Genomic DNA, 20,590 nt, shown 5'->3' on the forward strand with positions numbered 1-20,590 from the left:
CCGCTAGTGACTATGGCAGGACGTTCATCTCGAGCGCATGACCGGAACGCAGGGTAAAAAAAAGCAGCGGTAATGGCTTACCGCTGCTGGAATCTTGCCCACAGGTTCGGGTTAAACAGCGTGTTCGATCTGTTCATCCAGCAGTTGTGGAATAATATCGGCAGCATCCCGGGAAAGTTTACGTCTTTTTACGGCTCGGGATGGAGGCTGGCACAAACTACAGGCGAAGCTGCCCGCAGGCTGGTGCGCGTGGGTAATAAAATTGCCGTCACAGCAGTTGCAGCGCGACAATTCAAGCATTCCGCTTTCAACAAAACGCACCAGCGTCCAGGCGCGCGTCAGCGCCAGCAGAGGACCCTCTTCCTGCTGCGGGCATTGCTCAAGGTAAAGTTTGTAGGCTTTGATCACGGCGTCAACGCCGCTGCATAAGCCCGTTTTAAGCAGGTACTGCCAGGCGTTGCAGAACATGGAAGCGTGGATATTCTGTTCCCAGGTCATGAACCAGTCCGTTGAAAACGGCAGCATGCCTTTCGGCGGCGGGCTTCCACGTAACTCTTTGTACAGCTTGATCAAACGTCCACGGCTCAGCTGCGTCTCGCTTTCCAGCATCTGTAAACGCGCGCCCAGCGTGATCAGCTCCATCGCCAGCTGTATGTCACGGGCTTCCTGAACAATGCTTTTTTCGCTCATTGTTAAGCCCTTTTCTTCCGGGCTACGTCATCAGGCTGGCTGATTTCGTTGAGCAGGCGGGTGGAGAGAAGAATACCGGTGTGGATCTGTTGCAGATCGTCCACGCGGGATTCCTGAGTCAGACGCGTAATGGTCTGGGGGTTATCAAAACGGAACTGGCAGACAAGTTGGTTAGTTTCCGCCAGCTTGACCATTTGCGGAAGGGTTAATCCACCCAGCATGGTTGCCATCTCTTCGTTAACACCCAGACGAAACATCGCTGACGGTTTGTCCTGACTAATCAAACGCTGCGCGAGCAATAAATACGACAAATTGATGTCGTAAATATGTTTTAGCAACTCGGATGTATGCATTTTTCCCATCCCGAATAACCAACTATTATTTTTATGCGGAAAGACCGCACCCCGTGATGTCGCCGGGAAATCACCCGGTATAAAAAAGAAAAGGCCAAATGCATAGTTGAATTTAGGTTTGTACGTCGTAAAGCGCGTGACCGGCTAACATGGCCAAAATGTCGGTTACACATTTTATCTTTTCTTACAAATAACTAAGATTTTTCCTAATTCGACGCAAACTCTACTCGTCAGTTTTGACACATACAATGCAGCCCCCCCTGGAATTTAAAAAAAATGTGATCTACGTCACATAATTTACGCGAATGTAACCCATAAATCCATCAGTGTGACTTGTAATTTGGGTGTTTTTCATCCAACCGAAGCTTGTTTATATTCTTAAGCAACGAATACTCATGCATCCGGACGGGAAAATTGGGTCTGGGATAGGCGAGAACAGGGCAAATTCGCGATAACCTGCTATGGGGAAAACGTCACGCTGAAACGACATTTAATTAATAAAGTAAAAACAGCAAGTTAACGTTGGCAACCAAAAAAACAGTTTCGTTGCGTAACGATCTTCGTCGGGTTGACGTTGCGTTAAGCCGGCTAAACCGCCCGGAAGCTTAAATGTGTGATTTACGTTAAGTTGTTAATTATTTTCATTTAGCCCAACTTTTCAGTTATTCTTCTTATAAGAATAATTAATGAATAATTATGATAAGCTTCACACTAATGACGTATTCACCTCTTGCAGTAAGGTCAGTTTCGCGGTAAAGCTGGGGAAACTTGTCATTCTGACATCAAAGGAGTGCGTGATGAGTTACTCCCATCTGCTTGTTTCCGTTGCTGTTTCTCCCGAAAGCCATCAGCTTGTCGCCCGAGCCGTGTCCATCGCCCGCCCCGCAAACGCCCGCATCAGCCTGATCACGCTGGCCGCCGAACCCGAAATGTATAATCAGCTGGCTGCGCCGATGCTGGAGGATATTCGTGAGGTGTTGCAGGAGGAAACGCAGCAATTTCTGCGAGAGCTGGCACAGAAGGCAGACTATCCGTTTCATCAGACCGTCATCGCGACGGGTGAATTAAGCGCGCATATTCTCGACATGTGCCAGAAAGAGAATATTGACCTGGTTATATGCGGGAATCATAACCAGAGCTTTTTTTCTCGTGCGGCTTGCTCGGCAAAATCCATTGTTTCATCGAGCCGTGTTGATGTACTGCTGGTGCCTCTCGGGGGCAATTAATGCCCCCGGAGAAAATCAGGCGAGTTTAGGGAATGTCGCGATTTTTTTTTGCAGGTCACCTTCCTGACTCTGCGGCTGGATCGCGCGCAAATCGTCAATAAAACGCGCCTGCCAGCGGTCAATATCATTCTTAACGATGGTCTCCATCATTTCCGAATGACGTGAAATACGCTCCGCAAGCGGCATGGTTAACGCGCGGTTCAGGGCATTGGCCACGTCATCGCGATCGTAAGGGTTCACAATCAGCGCTGAGGTTAACTCGTTTGCCGCACCGGCAAATTGTGACAGCACCAGCACGCCAGGGTCAGCAGGATCTTGTGCTGCAACATACTCTTTTGCCACCAGATTCATTCCGTCGCGCAGCGGCGTGACCAGGCCGACGTCAGCATAGCGGAACACCTTCATCAGGATTTTGCGCTCAAAGTGCTGATTCAGATAGAAAAGCGGTGTCCAGCCGAGCTGGCCGTAGCGTCCGTTGATGCGCCCTGCTTCGGTCTCCAGCTGGTGACGAATATCCTGATAGGCCTGAACCTCACCGCGCGAGGTTGGCGCTATCTGGGTATAGCGGATCTTGCCGTGATGCTGCGGGAATTTATCCAGCAGGGTTTCGTAAGCAAGGAATCGTTCCGGCAACCCTTTGGAGTAATCCAGGCGCTCGACCGAGAAGATGTTCTTAACGTGCTTAAGTTCGTTCTTAAGCTGCGCAAGCTTCGGCGGCAGCGGGCCGGAGGCCTGCTCGGCGATTTCGTCAGGCTCAATACCAATCGGGTAGACTTCGGTATGGAAATTTCGCCCCCACGCGGTGTGAGATTTTCCGCCGTGAGTGACAAGCCGCGTTTTACCCGACACGCTGTCGAGGAAGGCCAGCCTGTCGTTTTCCGTCTGGAACCCGAGCAGATCGTAATCGGACAGCGCCTCCAGGATCTCTTCATGTTGCGGCAGCGCCGTAAAAATCTCCGGAGTCGGGAAGGGAATATGCAGGAAGAAGCCGATGCGGTTCTTCACGCCACGTTTACGCAGCTCCCTGGCGAAGGGCAGAAGGTGATAATCGTGGATCCATAAAATATCGTCTTCTTCGATCAGCGGCAGCAGTTTATCTGCCAGCAGCGCGTTGACGCGCATATAGCCTTCATACGATTCACGCTGGAACTTCACCAGGTCCAGACGATAGTGGAACGCAGGCCACAGCACGGCGTTCGAGAACTCGGAATAATATTCATCGTAGTCCTTTTCGCTGAGGGCGAAAGAGGCCCACGTGATATTGCCCCGCGACACCGTGTTTAGCGGTTTTTCATCATTACTGATTTCACCGCTCCAGCCAAACCAGAGACCACCCGCGGCTTTGAGGGCACCTAATACCCCGACCGCCAGTCCACCGGCACTGGCTTTTTTATCATCCGGCGGTGCGATGCGATTAGAGACGACGACTAAGCGACCCATAATGATTTCTCCCGTTGTTTTGCGCTATTTGTTGTTGTTGCTGGTTAGCGACGTCAGATATCCACTGCCAGACGCTGGCGACATTTTCCAGACGCCATCCGGCAACGGTTTCACCAGGCCCGACCTTGACAGACATGCCCTCGGCCTGGTTTACCACGCTGAACCCGGCCTCATCGGTCAGGTCATCCCCAAAAAATACAGGCGTACGCCCTTTGAACGGTGCTTCCGCCATAAACGCTGCAATGGCAGCGCCTTTATTAATGCCTGCCGGTTTAATCTCAACCACACATTTACCCGGCTGTAAGGCCAGCTCCGGATGGGCGTCCGCCACGCTTCTTGCCAGCGCAAAGATCGCCGACTCATGGTGGGGTGCCTGACGGTAGTGCAGCGCAAAGGCCATGCCTTTGGCTTCCAGTTCCGTACCAGGAAGCAGTTCCAGTGCCGAAGAGAGTTGCGCATGCAGCGCCTGAATCAGCGTATCGGGGAGTGAAACTATGTGCAGTTGATCATGGATATCGCGGCGCTCCGCTCCGTGTACACCGGCCAGCGGAAAGTGATAAGGACTGGCGAGCACGTCCAGCTCGGCCATTGAGCGCCCTGAAATCAATGCCAGTGCCCCCTCGTTCTGTCGTGAGAGCTGCTGCAAATTCTCTAACACCGTATCCGGTACAACGACGTCATCAGGATGCGGTTCAATCCCGGCGAGCGTCCCGTCGAGGTCAAAAAAGAAAGCAAATTTTCCGGGCAGTACAGGCGGTGCGGTTAACAAGTCAGCCACCCTTATCCTCCTTACGGTTAGCAAAACAGCCATGTAAGTATAGACAGTGTGACGCTGCTCGCCATTTAGCAACCGGCCCGTCAGCAAAACTGGCGGGCCGGTCAGGGGGTCAACTATGGTTAATAGTTGAGCATATTGGTGGCTAAAAATAAATCAGACGGTACGCTTCGCTTTTTGCTTGTAACGGTCGAATATCACCGCTGCCAGCAGGATCAGGCCGCGCACGACGTACTGAGAGAACGGAGAAATATTAAGCAGGTTCATGGCGTTCTCCACGGTCCCCAGAATCAGGATCCCCGCCACCACATATGAGATTTTTCCGATGCCGCCCTTGAGAGAAACGCCCCCCAAAACGCAGGCTGAAATGACAATCAGCTCATAGCCGATAGAGGTCATTGGCTGGCCGCTGGTCATGCGCGACGCAAGAATAATCCCCGCCGCCGCCGATACCAGCCCGGAGAGCACGAAGATAATGATCTTGGTGCGCACAACCGGCACCCCCGCCAGGCGCGCCGCTTCCTCGTTACCGCCAATTGCCAGGGTATTACGGCCAAAGGTGGTGCGGTTAAGCAGGAAACCGAACAGGATCAGACAGGCGACCGTCAGCCAGATAGGCGCGGGCAGGCCCAGCCAGTTGGCATAGCCCAGCGTGAAGAAGCGCTCGTCTTCAATCCCCACCGCCTTACCGTCAGAGATGATATAGGCCAGACCGCGCACGATTTGCATGGTCGCCAGCGTCGTGATCAGGGCGTTAATCTTCAGGCGCGCAATCACGAAGCCGTTCACCAGGCCGCTCAGCACGCCGAGCATCAGCCCGGCAAATACGCCGATCCACAGGCTTTCGGTCATGTTGATGACCACGGCGGTGGTGACGCCGGCACAGGCAATCACCGAGGCGACCGACAGGTCAAAATCGCCGGAGGCCAGACAGAACAGCATTCCGCAGGCCACCATGCCGGACATGGAGATCGCCAGCCCCAGCCCCTTCATGTTGATGAAGGTCGCGAAGTTTGGCACAAAAATCGCGCACGCAACGAACAGGGCGGCAAAAACCACCAGCATGCCGTACTGGTCCCAGATGCGGCCAACGCTGAAGGCCGACTTCGGCGCTCCGGATGTAGTAACAGAGGACATCATTGACTCCTTACTCAGGCGACAGCCTGGCTAACTTTAGGCATGGCGAGACTCAACGCCTGTTGTTCATTCGCCTGTTCATGCAACAATTCACCGGCAATTTCGCCTTCGCGCATCACAACGATACGGTCGGCAACGCCGAGCACTTCGGGCAGATCGCTGGAGGCGAACAGCACCGCCACGCCGCGTTTTGCCAGCTCATAGATGACGTTATAAATTTCGTGCTTCGCCCCAACGTCGATGCCGCGCGTCGGCTCGTCGAGCAAAATGACCTTCATGTCTTCCGACAGCCAGCGACCCAGAATCGCTTTCTGCTGATTGCCGCCGGACAGGTTCATGATCAGCTGTTCAGCGCCGGGGGTTTTGATGTTCAGCGAACGGATATGGTGATCCGCGTTGCTCGCCTCCCAGCCATCGTTAATCAGGCATCCCGCACGGATAAACTTGCGCCGGGCAGAGATGTTGATGTTGTCGCGCACCGAATGTACCGGAATGATGCCTTCGGCCTTTCGATCCTCCGGGCAGAGCATGATGCCCGCATTAATCGCCTGGGCAGGCTTCTGAATATCCACCTTTTTCCCGTCGACGAAGACCTGGCCCTGGGTGATGCGCGTACCGCCAAACAGCCCTTTCATCAGCTCGCTGCGCCCTGCCCCCACCAGGCCAAACAGCCCGACGATTTCGCCGCTGCGCACCGAGAGTGAGATGGGCGTGCGAACGCCGGGCGCTTTAACGTTATCCAGACGCAGACGCTCCGGGCCGTATTCGCGCGGTTTCCAGTGGTAGATATCACCCAAATCGCGTCCGACCATCGCCTGCACCAGCTGGTCATGATTGACCTGCTCCATATCGGTAAAGGTGCGCACGTAGCGGCCATCCTTAAACACCGTGATGGCATCGCTTAAGGCAAAAATCTCTTCCATACGGTGAGAAACGTAGAGAATGATGCGGCCCTCTTTGCGCAGCTCGCGGATCACGCGAAAGAGGTTTTCTATTTCGCGCGCGGAGAGCGAGCTGGTTGGCTCATCGAAAGCGATGATTTTGGCGTTACGCGCCAGCGCTTTGGCAATTTCCACCATCTGCCACTGGCCGATGGAGAGATACTTAAGGGGTGTTTGCGGATCGACATCCAGCCCAAGGTGCTTAAGCTGTAAGCCCGCTTCATAGTTGAGCAGCGAGCGGTTGACCACGCCGCTTTTATGCGGAAGCTGGCCCAGATAGATGTTCTCCGCCACGGTCATTTCAGGAATAAGGTGCAGCTCCTGATAGATGATGGCGACACCCGCGTTTAGCGCGGCCGTGGTGTCGGCAAAGGCCACCTCTTCGCCGCGAATGGCCAGCGTACCGGTGGTGGGTGTGTAGTTGCCGCTGAGGATTTTTAGCAGCGTGGATTTTCCCGCGCCGTTCTCCCCCATCAGGGCGTGAACCTGGCCGGCATAGCAGTCGAAGCTGATATCGGTCAGCGCGTTTACGCCGGGGAACGTTTTCCCGATGCCGCGGAAAGAGAGATACGGATCAGACTGTTGCATAACGACTCCGTGATTCCTGTAGTGTGTACGTCTGGCCCCTCACGGCGAGTGAGGGGCGCAATCACAGCGTATTACTTACCGCCCAGTCCTTTTTTCGCCAGCTCCTCTTTGAAGTTATCGCGGGTGATCAGCACCACGTCGGTCACTTCGGTGAATTTCGGCGGCTCAACCCCTTTAGTCACCCAGTTGTAGAGCATTTCACTGGATTTATAGCCGTGGACATCCGGGCTTGGCAGCAGGGAGCCGTAGAAGCCGGTCGCCTGCGCTTTAGACAGTTCGCTCACGGCGTCAACGCCGTTAATGCCGATCCCAATTACGTCCGGTGCCTTAAAGCCCTGACCTTCCGTTGCGCGCACCCCGCCCAGCACGGTGTTGTCGTTCATGCCCACCACCAGCCAGTGTTTCACCTCCGGGTGCTGGACGAGCATGGAGTTCGCCGCATCAAAGGCGCCCGGGATATCATTGGATTTGGTCGGCACTTTGTAGATCTGTTTTTCCGGGAAGCCGGCCGCCTTCAGCGCGTCCATGGAGCCCGTGGTACGACGACGGGCGGTATCCAGCTCGTCAGCGGTAATGGCCATTACGGCGGTCTCTTTCACATCCCAGCCGCGTTTTTGCATCTCTTTATAGAGCTCCTGACCCTGACGCTCACCGATTTTGGTGGCCGCCATCATCACCAGCGGAACGGTATCCATCGGTTTGCCTTTGGCATTCACGAACTGGTCGTCCACGGCAATGACTTTCATATCGTAACCGCGCGCTTTCGCGGCTATAGCCGAACCCAGTTTTGGATCCGGGGTACAGATAACGAAACCTTTTGCGCCGCTGGCCGCCAGGCTATCGATGGCGTTCAGCGTTTTCTCGCCGTCAGGCACGGCGATTTTAATCACCTCAAATCCCAAATCTTTCCCGGCTTTATCAGCAAATTTCCATTCGGTCTGGAACCACGGTTCTTCAGGCTGTTTGACCAGAAAACCGAGCTTTAAATTTTCAGCGATAGCGGATTGTGACATAACGGCAGCCAGGCCGATGGCCGCCAGCGCTTTAGTAAATTTGTGCATGGTAAACTCCAGCTTAAGTATTCTTATCTGTAGGGAATAATGGCGAACAGCTTATTTAATCGGACTTAAAACAAGGCATTAGCGCTTACCTCGTCATAAGCGTTATTGCTGGAGATAGTTTTAGCGGGAAATTAATCATCCATAAGAGAGCGCCATCACACCGCAGAATTACAGTAATTGCGTACATAAATTCAGCGAAAAATGACATAAAAAAGGCCGTAATTGTCCTACAAATTGGAAGGGATTAAGCAGAATTATCCATAAGGTCAGCTAAGACGTCCCTGTCATCCGGACGCCTGAGCGCCCGGCAGAGAAATTACCAGGGATAATAGATGTGTTCCGCATGATCGCGAACGGGGGCGTCGTCGCCCAACAGACGAGCAGAGAGCGTCAGCGCAAAGTCAAAAGCGTGTCCCAGGCCCTTGCCGCTGATAAGGTTGTTATCCTCCACAACCGGCGCATCCACATAAACCCCGTCAATAACGGTTTCCCACAGATCGCCGGAACAGACGTAGCGGCGCCCCTTGAGCAACCCGTTTCCGCCCAGAACCCGCGCTGCCGCAGAGCAGATGGGACAGATAAGCTTGCCGCGCTCGTCGTGCGCGGAAATAAAGCGTATCACCTCGCGGTTAGCCGCGAGGCTGACGCTTCCCTGCGGCCCGCCGGGTAACACCACCGCGTCATAAAGCGTCTCACTGCGCTCCGTTAGCGTACTGTCGGCCACCATGGGAATGTTGTGGTAACTCACTACCGCACGGGACTCCGTGCAGGCCAGCGTTTCCACCTCAATCTGCAAGCGGCGCAGAATATCAATAGTGATAATCGCTTCTGCTTCTTCAAAACCTGGTGCCAACAGCACCGCAACTTTAGTCATCATAAACCTCAACGGATGAAACGATATAAAACATTGTTTCATTTTTACACCTTGTCAGATGACAATCTTGCGACGCGATCACAGAACCGTATATTGCGGTAAAATTGATTTAGCTCAAATTTCCTACAGCAGGATATATTTGCAGATATTATTTCTCATTTAACACTTTCGCAGAATTTCCCGCCAAAGAAGGTTTCCTGAAACGATAAAAATGAGCGTTATTCTTTTTTAAATCAATAAAATCATATAATTAAAAAACAACTCGCCTTATCGCCTGTTTTCTATTCTGCGCTATATTTAAATTTGTAATGTATGGTAAACACGGACCAATTAAGAGTTTTCTTAATTCAAAGAGAAGCGTATGCTTATTTAAATCGAACACAGGAAGTGAATTTTCGAGTTTCTTTACCTTGCAGAAATCTTTTTCTTCCATTCAATCGTCAATACCTGCCGGGTCAGGTTAAGTAGCGGACATCAAGTCCCACAGTCAATAAGGATATGAGTATGACTACCCAAACGATGATGCAAAAACTGAATGCCCAGATGAACCTGGAGTTTTACGCTTCAAATCTGCATCTGCATTTGAGCGCGTGGTGTTCCAGAAAAAGCCTCAACGGCACTGCCACCTTCTTTCGTACTCAGGCGCAAAGTAACGTCACGCACATGATGCGTGTCTTTAACTTTTTAAAAGCCGTCGGGGCAAACCCCACCGTAAAAGAGCTTGAAACGATTGAAGATAATTACTCTTCTCTGGAAGAATTGTTCCAGAAAACGCTCGAAGAGTATGAGCAGCGCTGTGCGACACTGAGCAAGCTGGCTGATGAAGCCAAAGCGCAACAGGACATTACGACCTTCAGGTTTTTACGTGATATGGACAGAGAGCAGCAGCAGGATGGCATGCTGCTGAAAACGCTCGCAGATGAAATCCGCAACGCGAAGCGCGCGGGTATTTGCCTGGAGCAGACGGACCGCCATCTTCTGGACCTGGCCACCGTTCAGCACCACTAATCCCTTTCACCCGCTCCTGTCAGGGAGTGGGTACCAACTCCCTGCTTTTACTGACATTTAACAAATCAGATCTCGCTCCCAATGAATAACCACGCATCGTGTAATGATTTGTTTAATTACATTCATTGACGAGGGAGCATCATGATCACCATTGAGTTTATTGTCATTATTCTCTGCCTGCTGATAGGCACACGCTTCGGCGGTATGGGACTGGGGCTGATAAGCGGCATCGGCCTGTTTATTTTGAGTTTTGTCTTTGGTCTGCAACCCGGTAACCCCCCGGTTGACGTGATGCTCACGATCCTTGCGGTCATCGGCTGCGCGGCCACACTACAGACTGCGGGTGGCCTGAACGTGATGATGCAGTTCGCGGAGCGTCTGCTGCGTAAACATCCCCAACACATCACCCTTCTCGCGCCATTTACCACCTGGACACTGACCTTTCTCTGCGGGACCGGCCACGTCGTCTACACCATGTTTCCCATTATCGCGGATATTGCCCTGAAAAAAGGCATACGTCCGGAACGACCAATGGCAGTGGCCTCGGTAGCATCTCAGATGGCGATCACCGCCTCCCCCGTTTCCGTGGCCGTCGTGTCGCTGGTGTCCATTCTGGGTGCGCAACACGGCATCGGCCACGCGTGGGGGATCCTCGAAATCCTGGCCGTCTCCGTACCGGCCTCGCTGTGTGGCGTTGCCATCGCCGCGCTGTGGAGTTTACGCCGCGGGAAGAACCTGGCAGACGATCCTGAGTTTCAGGAAAAGCTGAGAGATCCGAAACAGCGGGAGTTTATCTACGGGGGAACGGAGACGCTAATGGATCAGCGCTTCCCGAAACAGGCCTACTGGTCAACGTGGATTTTCTTCGCCGGTATTGCCGTCGTGGTCCTGCTGGGGGCAGTGCCAGCGCTACGCCCGGCCTTTGAGATCAAAGGTAAAATGACGGCTCTGTCGATGAATCTTGTCATTCAAATGATGATGTTGATCGCCGGGGCCGTCATGCTGATGACCTGCAAGGTCAATGCATCGGCAATTTCAAACGGGGCAGTGTTTAAGGCGGGGATGGTCGCCATTTTCTCGGTGTTTGGCGTGGCGTGGATGAGCGATACCTTTTTTCAGGCGCATCTCGACGAGCTGAAAATGGCGCTGGAGGGGGTCGTGAAGAGCCATCCCTGGACGTATGCCATCGTGCTGTTTCTGGTCTCAAAACTGGTCAACAGCCAGGCCGCGGCCTTGACCGCCGTCGCCCCGATGGGGTTGATGCTGGGCATCGATCCGAAAATGCTGGTTGCCTTCTTCCCGGCGTCATACGGCTACTTTGTGCTGCCCACCTATCCGAGCGATCTGGCCTGTATCGGATTCGATCGCTCCGGCACCACCCGCATCGGCAAATTCATCATTAACCACAGCTTTATTCTGCCGGGACTGATTGGCGTCAGCTGCGCCTGCGTGGTGAGCTATCTGCTGGTGCAGACGTTCTTCTGACCTTTCTGAGGGCGACAGGCTTTGTCGCCCTTCAACGCAAAATCAGAAAACAGTTTCTAATTTTAAAACATCGGTTTATTTTAGTGTGACTCACCCTGCGGCGTGAAGCGGAGTTCAATCAGCGCGATCGCTTTCTGGATCGCGCGGAGCGTAACCGGATCCGCCGCGGCAGGATGGTTGGTGAAATCGATGTTTTTCAGTTGGGTCGACATCTTTTCGCGCACTTCTACCGGCGCGATAACGTCAATCACATCAAGGATTTGTTTGATAACCAGCTGGCAGGCGACGACGTCAGATACCAGTTCCTGATCGGCGCTCAGGTTTTGTGACATGGGTTTCTCCTTATTGAAAGGCCGCCATAGTAGCAAAACAGACGCCCTTCCATCTCCCTCTCGTCGTTCGCAGACATAAAAAAACCTGCCGAAGCAGGTTTTTTTATCAGAACATCGCACCCGGTGGGACGTCTTTGAACGTCGTGCAGTAGTTCGCCCACATGCTTTTCAGGATTTTGCGCAGTTTCATTATGTTGCTCCAGTAACGTGTTATGCAGGTGTTATTGTCAATACGCTTATAATATGACCACCATCACAAAAATCAACCGTTTTGTGACCTACATCACGGTTACTAACCCCACAGTGCTGCTGGTTTGTTAAAAAAAGCCAAGATAAATCCGCAGCTTACAGACTTATAAATTCCAGTAAATTTTTATAAAATTTTTTGAACAGGCAGGAAGAGAATGAGTGAAAACCTAACCGGCAAAGAGAGCCGTGGACTCTCGCCTGCGGCGCTGCTGGTGGCCGGTGCTTTCTTTATGGAGTTTCTGGACGGGACGGTGATTGCCACCGCGCTGCCGGATATGGCAAAGAGCTTTGGCGTACAGGCCGTGGATCTGAATATCGGTATCAGCGCCTACCTGATCACTCTTGCCGTGCTGATCCCCGCCAGCGGCTGGATTGCCGACCGCTTCGGCGCACGCAAAGTGTTCGCCCTCGCGCTGGCGATCTTCACGCTGGCCTCGGTATTTTGCGGCCTGTCCACCACGCTTGAGCAGTTCGTGGCGATGCGCGTGCTCCAGGGCATAGGCGGCGCGCTGATGGTGCCCGTTGGCCGCCTGGCCGTGTTACGCACAACGCCAAAACACCAGCTCATCACGGCAATTGCCACCCTGACCTGGCCTGCGCTGGTTGCGCCAATCATCGGCCCGCCGCTGGGCGGGTTCATCACAAGCTATGCCGACTGGCGCTGGATCTTCTTTATTAACGTGCCGCTGGGGTTCATCGCCATTTTGCTGGCGCTGCGCATCATTCCTGACCTGCATGAAGATACGCGACGGCCGTTTGATTTGCCGGGTTTTGTTGTCACCACCCTTGCCATGGTAAGCCTGGTCTACGCGATGGAGTTGATGGGAGGACAGCCTCTCCGGGCAGGATTAACGGCCACGCTGTTCATCGTCGGTTTCGTCGCGTTGGGCCTGGCGCTGCGTCATTTTAAACGGGCAGCCTGGCCGATGATCGGTCTCGATGCGATGCAGGTGCCGACGTTTCGCGTCACCCTGTACGGCGGATCGCTGTTTCGCGCGTCCATCAGCGCGGTCCCGTTCCTGCTACCGCTGATGTTTCAGGTCGGCTTTGGCATGGATGCGTTCCATTCGGGCCTGCTGGTGCTGGCCGTTTTCGTTGGCAATCTCACCATTAAACCCGCGACGACGCCCCTGATCCGCGGCCTGGGGTTTAAGCGGCTTTTGCTGATTAACGGTGCGCTGAATGTGATGGCATTGCTGGCCTGCGCGTTTCTCACTCCGCAGACCCCGGTTTGGCTCGTGATGCTGATCCTCTATCTGGGCGGCGTTTTCCGCTCGATTCAGTTTACGGCGGTCAGTACGCTGGCCTTTGCGGATGTGCCCCCGGCGCAGATGAGCTACGCCAATACGTTATTTTCAACCGCAACGCAGCTTGCCGTGGGGCTTGGGATCTCACTCGGGGCAATTGGTATTCGTATCGGGGAAACAGTCAGCGAGGCGATGGGGCTTACCGCCATGCCGGGAATGAGCTTCCGGCTGGCATTTGTGGCGATCGCGCTAATCTGCCTGGTGGGAATGTTTGACACGCTGCGCCTGACCAAAGATGCAGGCAGCGCGGTCTCATCGAAAAAGTAAGGCTTCTTGCCGGGCGGGCAACGCGCCGCCCGGCACAACGGAATTAGCCAACAATACCGCGCACAAAGGCTTCGATCTCTTTGTCCTGGCAGTTTTCGAAGAAGCACTGCTGGAAGCGCTGGCCCGAGACGGCGGTTTTAACCAGCTCAGGATCGATTGCACGCAGGGTATCCAGATAGTTTTCTTTCACCACGGCGGCTTTCACCTGATTGAGGATCCCCGCGTTCCGCACCTGCGGCTCTTTACGCTCTGGCGGGTAGCCTTCGCCATTGCGTCCGGTAAAGGCTTTCTCAAAGATAAAGCGGACATTCAGTTCTGCTCCCCAGCCAAAGCCCTTCGCAAATGGCAGAGAAAGCGCGTTACCGTTGTTGATTTGTGCAAACAGGAAAGCATCCGCAGGATCGATGCAGTAGCCGCAAATGACGCCCGGATGAATGTTCAGGGACATCAATGCGCCCTGCCCGGTACCGCAGCCGGTAACAACAAAATCGACGGCTTTCGCGTTCAGCAGAATGCTCGCCATGATGCCCAGGTGAATATAGGTGAGATGATGATCGTTCTCATCACTCATACCTACGTTATAGACCGGGAAACCTTTTTCATCAGCAACGGCTTTCAGCTCATTAAGGATGATGGGATTTTTAGCGGCCTGGCTGTTTTCCATCATCAGTGCAATTTTCATCTCGTCTCTCCTGAATGCATGGCGGGCGATCCCGCTGTGGATACCTTTTCCACTTAACCTTACTATCAAACAAACGCACTTTCAAATTAAGTGAAAACTTGTTTTAAAAAACAAAGATGCGCTCACAATTTCGCAGGCGGGACCGGCTCGTTGCACGGTGAAGGGTCAGATCCTCCGGCTATTCCAGCCATTGCGCCCCTTCGCGTTGGTTACAATGGCATATTTCCCGTCACGCAGAGTGAACCATGAAAAGTGTAATCATCGCCGGAACGATCCTGCTGCTCGCCGGGTGCAGCATCAACCGTGAGGCAGAAGTAAGCAGTACCGATGCCCCTAACGGGATTGTGCGCCTCGACTATGGCCAGGCCATGCTGCAAAACGTCTGGTCTGACGACTATGTCAATAACGGTACGGCAACAAAAGCCTGTCAAAACATGGGCTATGCCACCGCGTCAGCCTACGGACAGCCCATTAAAACCTGTACGCTTATCAGCGGCTCGCTGTGTCTGAATGAAAGCGTGACCATTCAGTATAAATGTCAGGGTTATGCCGTAACCGCCGGCAGCCAGAATCCGTGGTATTAACCGGTACTGCCAGTCACGCTGGCAGTTTATTTAATAAGAACAAAAACAATTCGCATTAATAAAAATAAATAGCGGCAATGCGTTTTATTCCCATTCGTATTTTTAATAAAGAGATATTTATTTTACTTTTTGCAAATAATTAAATAACAAATTATAGTGTCGCTCATCGTGAACCAGAAATAATAAACCGGAGCTGCACCATGCTTAAAACTGAAATGATCGACAAGCTCAATGCGCAAATGAATCTTGAGCTTTTTTCTTCCCTGCTTTATCAGCAGATGAGCGCCTGGTGCAGCTATCACAGCTTTGAAGGGGCCGCCGCCTTCCTGCGTCGTCATGCTCAGGAAGAGATGACGCACATGCAGCGTCTGTTTGATTATCTGACGGATACCGGCAGCCTGCCGCGCATCGATAACGTGGCGTCGCCTTTCGCCGAGTACGGCTCTCTGGATGAATTGTTCCGCGCCACGTACGAGCATGAACAGCTGATCACCCAGAAAATAAATGAACTGGCTCATGCCGCTATGACCAGCCAGGATTATCCAACCTTTAATTTCCTTCAGTGGTATGTGGCTGAACAGCACGAAGAAGAGAAGCTGTTTAAATCCGTGCTGGATAAATTATCGCTGGCGGGGAAATCCGGGGAAGGCCTGTACTTCATCGATAAAGAGCTGTCGACTCTCGATACTCAGAATTAATATCAAAACGGTGCTGACTTTTCAGCACCGTTTTATTTTAATGACGGCAAATTTTACTTTCGTGCGTAAAAAATCCGTCTTCTGCCGGAATGAATTTTCCGCGCGCCGCCAGAAACGCCACCAGCTCTGCGGCAGACATCTCCGAAGCCGAACAGGTATGGAATCGCGCCGCTTCGCCAAAGCGGGCATGAATTGCCTCAACCAGACTCTGCTCCGTATAGCGCTCACCTGACTCAATCATCATATTAAGCACGTCGTGACCGTGAATTGACATGGTTACCTCTCGCAAATAAAAAGCAGACTAAACACTCCCTCCACGACACGCTTTGCGCTGGCGCAGGTTCCCCTTTTCTTTTTGTAAATTAAACATTACACCCTATGTAACGGCGATTTGACGAGATGGGGCTTTTCCCTTACTCTGCGCCGCAGAATGAGTCGCGGTATGGAAGGGTTGTAGAGGAAAGCGTGAAAAACAGAACTCTGGGAAGTATTTTTATCGTCGCCGGAACGACAATTGGCGCAGGAATGTTGGCTATGCCGCTGGCGGCTGCCGGCGTCGGATTTGGCGTGACCGTACTGTTACTGGGCGGATTGTGGGCCCTGATGTGTTACACCGCGCTCCTGTTGCTGGAGGTTTATCAGCACGTCCCTGCCGACACCGGCTTAGGCTCCCTGGCGGCACGCTATCTTGGACGCTACGGGCAGTGGATCACCGGTTTTAGCATGATGTTCCTGATGTACGCGCTGACTGCCGCTTACATCAGCGGCGCCGGGGAACTGATAGCGTCAAGTATCAATGACGGCTTCGGGGCGTCGGTTTCACCGGAAACAGGCGCCATTGTCTTTGCGCTAATCGGTGGCGGCGTGGTTTGCGCGGGCACGTCGCTGGTCGATCTGTTTAACCGCTTTTTATTCAGCGCCAAAATTCTCTTCCTTGTTGTGATGCTGGTGCTGCTGGCCCCGCACGTTCATAAGATCAACCTGCTGACGATGCCGCTGGAAAAAGGCCTGGCGCTTTCGGCCATCCCGGTGATTTTTACCTCGTTCGGTTTTCACGGCAGCGTGCCAAGCATCGTGAGCTATATGAACGGCGACACACGCAAGCTGCGCCGCGTCTTTGTCATCGGCAGCGCCATTCCGCTGATTGCCTATCTGTTCTGGCAGCTGGTGACGCTGGGCAGCATCGATTCCACCACTTTTATTGGCCTGATGGCAGAGCATTCTGGTCTGAATGGTTTCCTGGTTGCCCTGCGTAACGTGGTGGCCTCTTCACACGTAGAGCTGGCGGTACATCTGTTTGCAGACCTGGCGCTGGCAACCTCATTCCTCGGCGTGGCGCTTGGCCTGTTTGACTATATGGCGGATCTGCTCCAGCGTCGCAATAGCGTTGCCGGACGCTTACAGACGGGGGCGATGACCTTCCTGCCGCCGCTGGCCTTCGCGCTCTTTTACCCGCGCGGGTTTGTGATGGCGCTGGGGTATGCCGGCGTGGCGTTATCGGTTCTGGCCCTGCTGTTGCCTTCCCTGCTGGCGTGGAAGAGCCGCCAGCAGCATCCGCAGCAGGGGTATCGCGTGGCGGGCGGTACGCCAATGCTGTGCGCGGTGTTTGGTTGCGGGGTGGTGATTATTCTGGTGCAGGTGCTGATTGCAGCGGGAATGCTGCCGGAAGTGGGGTAAAAAAAGGGGCTATGAATAGCCCCTTTTTTCAGTGCAGGCAGCAGCTTTTAAACTTCTTCCCGCTGCCGCACGGGCACGGGTCGTTACGCCCCACTTTCGCCCCGTTGATTATTGGCTTTTTCGCTTCCGGCTGCTGCGGGTTAGCGACCCAGTAGTTATACAAACGCAGCGCCGCAGGCTGAATGCTCTCGATGCTGGCCATATACTTCTCTTCGGTCAGTGCATCCAGCTTCTCGCTGTTCTCTTCTGTGCCGTGCAGGGCAATCACCGCCAGATCCGCTTCCAGCGCTTCCGGCAGGGATGACCAGTCCGTCAGCGCCACGCCGCGCATGTAGCCATAGCACCACTCTTCCACCACGGTGTAGCTCTGACCGTCAACATCGTTATAGCCAAACAGCGGTTCAAACTGATCCGGGTATTCGCTCAGACGCTCGGCAATATCGTTCATGTGCTTAAAGCAAAGATCGATAAACCGGTTCATCTCACGATCGTTTTTCCAGCGCGGAATATACTTCTCACCACCCCAGACCGCCACCAGCCAGGTGTCGGGCTCCACCACAACGGGACCGGAAAGTACTGCGGTAAGCATGCCGTCCAGTTCGGACACGTCAATCACGGATGCATCGTCGTGACCGTAAGACATTAACGTCTCTTCCAGCCACGCCATCTCGCTTTCATTTAATGGGCCTTCAGCCATTGCGGATACTCCTGATAAAAAAAACGATCCTGACATATATCGCCGCCCGTGCCTATCTGAAGTTGAGGTCTTTGCTGCTGCAAAAACGTGCAAATCGTGACCATTGCACAACTTATGGGCTTTGTTGTTAAGGAGATGTGATCTCCGCTGAAAATTCATCTTATCCCGCAAAGGGGCGTAAAACGGCACTCTATACTCAACATGTTGTGCCCCGGTCAAGGGATTAACCATTCTGGCAACCTTTTTGCTTAATGTTCTGCGCGCTTCACGGTGCGTGGGATCCTCGCCGTATTAAGCAGAAGATTGCTTCTAAAGTGCATTTTGTTCTCGCTCTTGTTTTTGGATTAACAATGCCATCAGGCGTTCGGGTTTATACCTGGTGCAAAAACCTCTTTGCTAAGGAACATAATAATGTCGCTGAAATTTACCAAAACTCCCCTCTCCCTGGTGCTGGCCGGCTGTCTGGTAACGGCCTTTTCCGCGCAGGCCGATATCGTCATCGGCGTGGCCGGGCCGTTCACCGGCCCGAACGCAACCTACGGCGATCAATACTGGCATGGCGCTACGCAGGCGGCGGAAGACATTAACGCCGCAGGCGGGATCAACGGTGAGAAAATCAAACTGGTTCAGGGCGATGACGCCTGCGAGCCCAAACAGGCCGTTGCCGTCGCCAACCGCTTAGTCGATCAGGATAAGGTGAAAGCGGTCGTCGGCCACTTCTGCTCCTCGTCGACCATGCCCGCCTCCGAGGTGTATAGCGATGCCGGGATCCTCTCCATCACTCCCGGCTCAACGAACCCGCTGATTACCGAGCGCGGCATGAGCGATGTGTTCCGCATGTGCGGTCGTGACGACCAGCAGGGCCAGGTCGCCAGCGATTTTATTCTTGATAAGCTGAAGGCCAAACGGGTGGTCATCATCCACGATAAGGACACTTACGGTCAGGGGCTGGCGGACGCCACTAAGGCGGCACTGGCGAAACGCGGCGTTAAGGATGTGATGTACGAAGGATTATCGCGCGGGGAAAAAGATTTTAACGCCCTGGTGACCAAGATTGGCGCACAAAAACCGGACGTGGTGTTCTTCGGGGGCTGCCATCCGGAAGCGGGCCCGCTGGTTCGCCAGATGCGTGAGCAAGGCGTGCAGGCGAAGTTCTTCTCGGGGGACTGCATCGTCAATGAAGAGATGGTCACCGCTGCCGGCGGAGCGCAATACACCAACGGTATTTACATGACGTTCGGTAAAGATCCGCGCATGATCCCCGACGGAAAAGCCGTGATTGATAAATTCCGCGCCGGTAAATTTGAACCAGAAGGCTATACCCTCTACGCCTACGCTTCCGTGCAGGCTATCGCGGCGGCTTTCAAGGCCACAAAAGGCACGGATTCGGCGAAAGCCAGCGAGTGGCTGAAGGCCAACCCTGTCGACACGGTCATGGGTCAAAAAGCCTGGGACAGCAAAGGTGACCTCAAGGTGTCTGACTACGTGGTCTACCAGTGGGACGACAAAGGCAAATATAAAGAAGTGCCATAACGGGACGGAATCTGCTCTGCGCCGGCAGGTCTGCCTGTCGGCGTAACCCTTTATTCAGGTACGCGACAATGAGTACATTCTTCCTACAGCAGTTAATTAATGGCTTAACGCTGGGTTCGGTCTACGGCCTTATCGCCATCGGCTATACCATGGTGTACGGCATCATCGGTATGATTAATTTCGCCCACGGCGAAGTGTATATGATTTCCGCCTATCTCTCGGCCATTGGCCTGGCCCTGCTGGCGTTTTTTGGACTTCAGTCCTTTCCGCTGCTGATCCTGGGAACGCTGGTTTTCACCATCGTGGTCACCGGGGTTTACGGCTGGACGATCGAGCGCATCGCCTATAAGCCGCTACGCAATTCGACGCGTCTGGCGCCGCTGATTTCAGCTATCGGGATGTCGCTGATACTGCAAAACTACGCCCAGCTCAGTCAGGGTCCGCGTCAGCAGGGCGTGCCGACCCTGCTGGATGGCGTGCTGCGTTTCCACCTGGGCGAAGGGTTTGTCCAGATAACCTATACCAAAGTCTTTATTCTCATCGCCTCGTTCGCGGGCATGCTGGTGCTGACCTGGATCATCAACCGTACCCGCCTGGGGCGGATGTGTCGTGCGGTGCAGCAGGATCGCAAAATGGCCTCTATTCTGGGCATCAATACCGACAGAATTATTTCGCTGGTGTTTGTTATCGGCGCAGCCATGGCCGGGCTGGCGGGCGTGCTGATCACCATGAATTACGGCACCTTTGATTTTTACGTCGGGTTCGTTATCGGCATTAAGGCCTTTACGGCGGCGGTGCTGGGCGGCATCGGCTCTCTGCCCGGGGCGATGCTCGGCGGGCTGATTCTGGGCGTCGCAGAAGCACAATTCTCCGGGATGGTGAACTCAGATTATAAAGACGTGTTCTCGTTTGGTTTGCTGGTCTTAATTCTGATCTTCCGTCCTCAGGGGCTGTTAGGCCGCCCTGTCGTGGCTAAAGTGTAAGGA

22 protein-coding genes are annotated in these 20,590 nt (G+C 53.6%); 9 read left to right on the forward strand and 13 right to left on the reverse strand.

All coding sequences use genetic code 11. From position 1 onward, the window contains the following. Window positions 1–111 precede the first annotated feature (111 nt). Together flhC and flhD are read right to left on the reverse strand one after the other, a co-directional pair. Window positions 112–690: a flagellar transcriptional regulator FlhC gene (gene flhC, locus DBR02_RS00155; protein ID WP_003859695.1), complete on the reverse strand. Its 579-nt coding sequence runs from the start codon at window positions 688–690 to the stop codon at window positions 112–114. A 2-nt stretch (window positions 691–692) separates the two neighbouring features. Next, window positions 693–1,043 (reverse strand): flagellar transcriptional regulator FlhD, encoded by a 351-nt coding sequence (flhD, locus tag DBR02_RS00160; protein WP_003859693.1) that lies wholly within the window; start codon window positions 1,041–1,043, stop codon window positions 693–695. Window positions 1,044–1,840: 797 nt separating this feature from the next. Here flhD and uspC point away from each other — a divergent pair. Beyond that, window positions 1,841–2,269 carry a universal stress protein UspC gene (gene uspC / locus DBR02_RS00165; protein WP_107533279.1) on the forward strand — a complete coding sequence of 143 codons (429 nt, stop codon included), beginning with the start codon at window positions 1,841–1,843 and terminating at the stop codon, window positions 2,267–2,269. Between the two features lie 15 nt (window positions 2,270–2,284). Here uspC and otsA read toward each other — a convergent pair whose 3' ends face one another. From otsA to DBR02_RS00200, 6 genes are all read right to left on the reverse strand, one after another. Further along, window positions 2,285–3,709 carry an alpha,alpha-trehalose-phosphate synthase gene (otsA, locus tag DBR02_RS00170; RefSeq protein ID WP_107533280.1) on the reverse strand — a complete coding sequence of 475 codons (1,425 nt, stop codon included), beginning with the start codon at window positions 3,707–3,709 and terminating at the stop codon, window positions 2,285–2,287. After that, window positions 3,684–4,487, reverse strand: coding sequence for a trehalose-phosphatase (otsB, locus tag DBR02_RS00175; protein WP_107533281.1), 804 nt, complete (start codon window positions 4,485–4,487; stop codon window positions 3,684–3,686). Before otsB ends, otsA begins: the two co-directional genes overlap by 26 nt. A gap of 153 nt (window positions 4,488–4,640) precedes the next feature. Further along, on the reverse strand, window positions 4,641–5,621 hold the full coding sequence (gene araH / locus DBR02_RS00180) for an L-arabinose ABC transporter permease AraH (protein WP_063450143.1): 981 nt from the start codon (window positions 5,619–5,621) through the stop codon (window positions 4,641–4,643). A gap of 14 nt (window positions 5,622–5,635) precedes the next feature. Next, window positions 5,636–7,150 carry an L-arabinose ABC transporter ATP-binding protein AraG gene (araG, locus tag DBR02_RS00185; RefSeq protein ID WP_107533282.1) on the reverse strand — a complete coding sequence of 505 codons (1,515 nt, stop codon included), beginning with the start codon at window positions 7,148–7,150 and terminating at the stop codon, window positions 5,636–5,638. Window positions 7,151–7,221: 71 nt separating this feature from the next. Then, window positions 7,222–8,211, reverse strand: a complete 990-nt coding sequence (gene araF / locus DBR02_RS00190; protein ID WP_017384422.1) for an arabinose ABC transporter substrate-binding protein AraF — start codon at window positions 8,209–8,211, stop codon at window positions 7,222–7,224. A 316-nt stretch (window positions 8,212–8,527) separates the two neighbouring features. Beyond that, window positions 8,528–9,085, reverse strand: coding sequence for a DJ-1/PfpI family protein (locus DBR02_RS00200; RefSeq protein WP_107533283.1), 558 nt, complete (start codon window positions 9,083–9,085; stop codon window positions 8,528–8,530). A 504-nt stretch (window positions 9,086–9,589) separates the two neighbouring features. Here DBR02_RS00200 and DBR02_RS00205 point away from each other — a divergent pair. Together DBR02_RS00205 and DBR02_RS00210 are read left to right on the forward strand one after the other, a co-directional pair. Next, window positions 9,590–10,093, forward strand: a complete 504-nt coding sequence (locus DBR02_RS00205; RefSeq protein ID WP_102751027.1) for a non-heme ferritin-like protein — start codon at window positions 9,590–9,592, stop codon at window positions 10,091–10,093. A 141-nt stretch (window positions 10,094–10,234) separates the two neighbouring features. Further along, window positions 10,235–11,578 (forward strand): anaerobic C4-dicarboxylate transporter, encoded by a 1,344-nt coding sequence (locus DBR02_RS00210; protein ID WP_107533284.1) that lies wholly within the window; start codon window positions 10,235–10,237, stop codon window positions 11,576–11,578. 80 nt (window positions 11,579–11,658) lie between these two features. Here DBR02_RS00210 and DBR02_RS00215 read toward each other — a convergent pair whose 3' ends face one another. Together DBR02_RS00215 and azuC are read right to left on the reverse strand one after the other, a co-directional pair. Beyond that, on the reverse strand, window positions 11,659–11,910 hold the full coding sequence (locus DBR02_RS00215; protein WP_003859683.1) for a DUF2766 family protein: 252 nt from the start codon (window positions 11,908–11,910) through the stop codon (window positions 11,659–11,661). A 106-nt stretch (window positions 11,911–12,016) separates the two neighbouring features. After that, complete coding sequence (gene azuC, locus DBR02_RS00220; protein WP_003859682.1) at window positions 12,017–12,100, reverse strand: stress response protein AzuC; 84 nt, start codon at window positions 12,098–12,100, stop codon at window positions 12,017–12,019. 214 nt (window positions 12,101–12,314) lie between these two features. Here azuC and DBR02_RS00225 point away from each other — a divergent pair, with 214 nt between their 5' ends. Then, a complete protein-coding gene (locus DBR02_RS00225) occupies window positions 12,315–13,733 on the forward strand; it encodes an MFS transporter (RefSeq protein ID WP_107533285.1) in 1,419 nt (472 codons plus the stop codon). Between the two features lie 43 nt (window positions 13,734–13,776). Here the strand turns inward: DBR02_RS00225 and DBR02_RS00230 are convergent, their stop codons facing one another. Further along, window positions 13,777–14,415 (reverse strand): RpiB/LacA/LacB family sugar-phosphate isomerase, encoded by a 639-nt coding sequence (locus DBR02_RS00230; RefSeq protein WP_003859680.1) that lies wholly within the window; start codon window positions 14,413–14,415, stop codon window positions 13,777–13,779. A 245-nt stretch (window positions 14,416–14,660) separates the two neighbouring features. On the opposite strand from DBR02_RS00230, the gene yecR reads away from it, so the two are divergent. Beyond that, window positions 14,661–14,999: a YecR family lipoprotein gene (gene yecR / locus DBR02_RS00235; RefSeq protein WP_107533286.1), complete on the forward strand. Its 339-nt coding sequence runs from the start codon at window positions 14,661–14,663 to the stop codon at window positions 14,997–14,999. Window positions 15,000–15,199: 200 nt separating this feature from the next. Further along, complete coding sequence (ftnA, locus tag DBR02_RS00240) at window positions 15,200–15,697, forward strand: non-heme ferritin (RefSeq protein ID WP_003859676.1); 498 nt, start codon at window positions 15,200–15,202, stop codon at window positions 15,695–15,697. Between the two features lie 37 nt (window positions 15,698–15,734). Here the strand turns inward: ftnA and DBR02_RS00245 are convergent, their stop codons facing one another. Beyond that, window positions 15,735–15,971: a YecH family metal-binding protein gene (locus tag DBR02_RS00245; protein ID WP_107533287.1), complete on the reverse strand. Its 237-nt coding sequence runs from the start codon at window positions 15,969–15,971 to the stop codon at window positions 15,735–15,737. A gap of 191 nt (window positions 15,972–16,162) precedes the next feature. On the opposite strand from DBR02_RS00245, the gene tyrP reads away from it, so the two are divergent. Further along, complete coding sequence (tyrP, locus tag DBR02_RS00250) at window positions 16,163–17,374, forward strand: tyrosine transporter TyrP (protein ID WP_107533288.1); 1,212 nt, start codon at window positions 16,163–16,165, stop codon at window positions 17,372–17,374. 28 nt (window positions 17,375–17,402) lie between these two features. On the opposite strand, the gene DBR02_RS00255 is transcribed toward tyrP, so the two are convergent. Next, window positions 17,403–18,071 carry a YecA/YgfB family protein gene (locus DBR02_RS00255; protein ID WP_107533289.1) on the reverse strand — a complete coding sequence of 223 codons (669 nt, stop codon included), beginning with the start codon at window positions 18,069–18,071 and terminating at the stop codon, window positions 17,403–17,405. Window positions 18,072–18,482: 411 nt separating this feature from the next. On the opposite strand from DBR02_RS00255, the gene DBR02_RS00260 reads away from it, so the two are divergent. Both DBR02_RS00260 and DBR02_RS00265 read left to right on the forward strand, forming a co-directional pair. Then, a complete protein-coding gene (locus DBR02_RS00260; protein WP_063868432.1) occupies window positions 18,483–19,604 on the forward strand; it encodes a branched-chain amino acid ABC transporter substrate-binding protein in 1,122 nt (373 codons plus the stop codon). Window positions 19,605–19,672: 68 nt separating this feature from the next. Next, window positions 19,673–20,587, forward strand: a complete 915-nt coding sequence (locus DBR02_RS00265) for an ABC transporter permease subunit (protein ID WP_063450156.1) — start codon at window positions 19,673–19,675, stop codon at window positions 20,585–20,587. Window positions 20,588–20,590: the final 3 nt, after the last annotated feature.

The sequence above is a fragment of the Enterobacter cloacae complex sp. genome (genome assembly GCF_900322725.1).
GTDB lineage: Bacteria > Pseudomonadota > Gammaproteobacteria > Enterobacterales > Enterobacteriaceae > Enterobacter > Enterobacter quasihormaechei.

What these genes read in the sequence shown, in the direction of transcription:
- araH (WP_063450143.1), bottom strand. Translation starts at nt 5,621, where the DNA reads ATGTCCTCTGTTACTACATCCGGAGCGCCGAAGTCGGCCTTCAGCGTT.
- DBR02_RS00210 (WP_107533284.1), top strand. Translation starts at nt 10,235, where the DNA reads ATGATCACCATTGAGTTTATTGTCATTATTCTCTGCCTGCTGATAGGC.
- DBR02_RS00260 (WP_063868432.1), top strand. Translation starts at nt 18,483, where the DNA reads ATGTCGCTGAAATTTACCAAAACTCCCCTCTCCCTGGTGCTGGCCGGC.
- DBR02_RS00205 (WP_102751027.1), top strand. Translation starts at nt 9,590, where the DNA reads ATGACTACCCAAACGATGATGCAAAAACTGAATGCCCAGATGAACCTG.
- azuC (WP_003859682.1), bottom strand. Translation starts at nt 12,100, where the DNA reads ATGAAACTGCGCAAAATCCTGAAAAGCATGTGGGCGAACTACTGCACG.
- DBR02_RS00255 (WP_107533289.1), bottom strand. Translation starts at nt 18,071, where the DNA reads ATGGCTGAAGGCCCATTAAATGAAAGCGAGATGGCGTGGCTGGAAGAG.
- DBR02_RS00225 (WP_107533285.1), top strand. Translation starts at nt 12,315, where the DNA reads ATGAGTGAAAACCTAACCGGCAAAGAGAGCCGTGGACTCTCGCCTGCG.
- uspC (WP_107533279.1), top strand. Translation starts at nt 1,841, where the DNA reads ATGAGTTACTCCCATCTGCTTGTTTCCGTTGCTGTTTCTCCCGAAAGC.
- yecR (WP_107533286.1), top strand. Translation starts at nt 14,661, where the DNA reads ATGAAAAGTGTAATCATCGCCGGAACGATCCTGCTGCTCGCCGGGTGC.
- flhC (WP_003859695.1), bottom strand. Translation starts at nt 690, where the DNA reads ATGAGCGAAAAAAGCATTGTTCAGGAAGCCCGTGACATACAGCTGGCG.
- DBR02_RS00200 (WP_107533283.1), bottom strand. Translation starts at nt 9,085, where the DNA reads ATGACTAAAGTTGCGGTGCTGTTGGCACCAGGTTTTGAAGAAGCAGAA.
- araF (WP_017384422.1), bottom strand. Translation starts at nt 8,211, where the DNA reads ATGCACAAATTTACTAAAGCGCTGGCGGCCATCGGCCTGGCTGCCGTT.
- otsA (WP_107533280.1), bottom strand. Translation starts at nt 3,709, where the DNA reads ATGGGTCGCTTAGTCGTCGTCTCTAATCGCATCGCACCGCCGGATGAT.
- flhD (WP_003859693.1), bottom strand. Translation starts at nt 1,043, where the DNA reads ATGCATACATCCGAGTTGCTAAAACATATTTACGACATCAATTTGTCG.
- araG (WP_107533282.1), bottom strand. Translation starts at nt 7,150, where the DNA reads ATGCAACAGTCTGATCCGTATCTCTCTTTCCGCGGCATCGGGAAAACG.
- DBR02_RS00230 (WP_003859680.1), bottom strand. Translation starts at nt 14,415, where the DNA reads ATGAAAATTGCACTGATGATGGAAAACAGCCAGGCCGCTAAAAATCCC.
- DBR02_RS00215 (WP_003859683.1), bottom strand. Translation starts at nt 11,910, where the DNA reads ATGTCACAAAACCTGAGCGCCGATCAGGAACTGGTATCTGACGTCGTC.
- DBR02_RS00245 (WP_107533287.1), bottom strand. Translation starts at nt 15,971, where the DNA reads ATGTCAATTCACGGTCACGACGTGCTTAATATGATGATTGAGTCAGGT.
- ftnA (WP_003859676.1), top strand. Translation starts at nt 15,200, where the DNA reads ATGCTTAAAACTGAAATGATCGACAAGCTCAATGCGCAAATGAATCTT.
- DBR02_RS00265 (WP_063450156.1), top strand. Translation starts at nt 19,673, where the DNA reads ATGAGTACATTCTTCCTACAGCAGTTAATTAATGGCTTAACGCTGGGT.